Annotated in this window: 3 protein-coding genes; all 3 read right to left on the bottom strand. The window is 68.8% G+C overall.

Translation table 11 applies throughout. From position 1 onward, the window contains the following. Positions 1-467: beta-ketoacyl synthase N-terminal-like domain-containing protein (locus tag ACFZB9_RS36835; protein WP_391454527.1), on the bottom strand; the 467-nt coding region annotated here is incomplete at its 3' end. Between the two features lie 20 nt (positions 468-487). After that, the gene (locus ACFZB9_RS36830) at positions 488-1,621 is read right to left on the bottom strand and encodes an OzmP (protein WP_391454525.1); all 1,134 of its coding nucleotides are present in this window, start codon (positions 1,619-1,621) and stop codon (positions 488-490) included. 107 nt (positions 1,622-1,728) lie between these two features. Beyond that, positions 1,729-2,727: phosphopantetheine-binding protein (locus ACFZB9_RS36825; RefSeq protein WP_391454522.1), on the bottom strand; the 999-nt coding region annotated here is incomplete at its 5' end.

Here is a 2,727-nt window from a genome sequence, read left to right as displayed (position 1 = left end):
AAATCCTTGTCGTTGGCCAGCATCAACCGGTAATGATCGATCGAGTTGGCACTCCGGTAACGCTCACCGAGGTTGTGCAGCAGGTAGGTGTTCATACCCGCACCCGCGTAGACACCGATGGGCCCCTCGGTGCGCTCCGGGTCATAACCCGCCCGCTCCAACGCCTGCAGGGCGCACTCCAGGAAGATCCGGTGCTGCGGATCGAGGATCTCCGCCTCGTCATGGGTGAACTGGAACAGCTCGGAATCGAACAGGTCCACCCCCGGGATCGTCTGACCGGCCTTCACATAACGCGGGTCGGCCAACCGCCCGGCCGGCACACCCGCGGCCAGCAACTCCTCATCGGTATACCGGGTCAGCGTCTCGCGGCCCTCACGCAACACCTCCCAGAAACGCTCGACCGAATCAGCGCCGGGAAAACGGCACACCATCGAGATGATCGCGACATCGGAGTCGGAAACAGTCATGACGGGTTTCCCTTCGGGTCTCAGCTGAGCGTGATGCCGAGGTCGGCGGCGACCGAGCGCATGTCGAGGAAGCTCTGGGCGACGAAGCGGGCGGCGTCCTCGGAGGCGTCCATCCGCTGGAACACCTCGACCAGGGTTGCCTCGTGCTCTTCGCGGCTGCCCTCGCCGGCGGCGATCGAGCGGACCACCTCGCCCAGCTTCGACTCCACGTCGGCCAGGTCGAGCGAGCGGGGGAACTTGATGCTGAAGGTGTTGCGGTCGTAGTCGGCGTTGCGCTTGACGGAGCGCACGTGACTGGCCGCGTTGAGCTTGTAGAACATGCAGTCGAAGTTCTTGAACGAGTAGTAGTTCAGCAGCGGGAACAGCGTGCAGTGGGTCTCCAGCGGCGACGACTGGTACAACCCCTTCGCGCGCAGCTCCTCCACAATCCGGTCCGGGTCGTACTCGTGACGCATCGCGATGAACGGGAACACGATCTTCGGGAGGTTCTCGTCCTCGTCGAAGAGCAACTCCTCCAGCTCGCCACCGAAGAGGGTGTCGGCCAGCCGCTCGCCGAAGGTCTTGTAGAAGCCGCGCACGACCTCACGGACGTTGGACTCCATGGTCAGGATCTGCTGCGGATCCGCGCACAGCGCGATGTACGGGATCTTCTGGCGGTAGGCCATCAGGATCGCGCGCAGCACGAAGAAGGTCCGGCAGGAGACGCAGGGCAGCTTCTCGTCCAGGTACTTGCCCGGCTTCTTGGGCGCCGGACGGTTGAACACCTCGCGCATCATCAGCTTGATGTTGTCGTCGTCGGCGTCCAGTACGAAGGTGGCCGGGATCTTCTCCCGGGCGAGTGCGATGTTCTGCGCCGCGTGCACGCTCTCGAACGGCACGTCGAAGGTGAAGGCCAGCACCCGCTTGCCGTACTCGTTGACGAACTTGTCCAGCATGTAGGTGCTGTCCTTGCCGCCGCTGTACATGAACAGGCAGTCGTAGGTGCCGGTGGCCGGTGGCGCCTGCTGGAACTCGGCGAACACCTCACTGGTGTAGCGGTAGTTGGTGAGCAGGTCCTCGGCGAAGTCCAGGTTGCAGAGATTGCACACCTGCTGATCGTCGAGTACCACCCCGGGGTGGTCGGCCTTGAGCGAGCAGACCTTGCAACTGGACACGGAACTCCCTGTGGTACCCGTCTCGGATCGGAATGCGGGACTTGCGCGGTGTGGGGCGGGGTCTGCGCGGTGTGGGGCGGGGGCTGCGGCGTTCGGGGCGGGCTGGGTCACGGCCGCCCCCGGCGCCGGCCGCGGCGCTGCTCCAGTGCGGCGACGTCACGGCCGCGCCGGGGCTGTGTCGCGGTGGCGGGCCTGGCGCCCTCGCCGGCGCTCTCGCCGGCGCTCTCGGTCGCGGCCAGGTGGGCGGCCATCGCGCGCACGCTCGGGTGGCCGAACATGTCCAGGCGGGTGACCGGCCGCCCGAGCCGCTCGCGCAGCACCGCCGCCACCGAGGTCAGTTTGAGCGAATCCCCGCCCAGGTCGAAGAAGTTGTCCTCGGCGCCCACCCAGTCCAGGCCCAGCGCCTCGCACCAGACCTCGGCGATCCGGCGCTCCAGGCCGGTGCGCACCGCTGCCGCGCCGCCCGCGATCCGGTCAACGCCGGGCCTGGGCAGCGCCTTGCGGTCGATCTTGCCGTTCGGCGTGAGCGGCAGCTGCGCCAGCACCACGACAGCACCCGGGACCATGTAGCCGGGCAGGCCCTCACGCAGCGCCTCGCGCAGCTCGCCGGACGGCGCGAGGTCGGGCGTGCCGGTCGCGTAGGCCACCAGGCGGCGCTCACCGGGCTGGTCCTCACGCACCAGCGCCACCGCCGCCCTCACCCCGGGCAGCCGGCGCAGCGCACACTCCACCTCGCCCAGCTCGATCCGGTAGCCGTTCAGCTTGATCTGGCCGTCGATCCGCTCCAGGTACTCCAGCCGCCCGTCAGGCAGATGGCGCACCAGGTCACCGGTGCGATACGCCCGGCCCGCACCGCCAGTGCCGCCGGTGCCGCCGGTGCCGCCGGTGCCGCCGGTGCCGTCGGTGCCGTCGGTGCCGCCAGCGGCGCCCGCACCGCCGGGGGCGGTCACGAAGCGCTCGGCGGTCAGTTCCGGACGGCCGAGGTAGCCGTCGGCCACCCCGTCCCCCGCCAGGTACAGCTCCCCCGGGATGCCGGGCGGCACGGGCAGGCCACGCTCGTCCAGCACATGGCAGCGGGTGTTGCCGATCGGACGGCCGATGGTGAC

Source organism: Kitasatospora sp. NPDC008050, from assembly GCF_042957465.1.
In the GTDB taxonomy this organism is placed as follows: Bacteria; Actinomycetota; Actinomycetes; order Streptomycetales; family Streptomycetaceae; genus Kitasatospora.
This window is presented reverse-complemented; position numbering and strand designations above follow the sequence as displayed.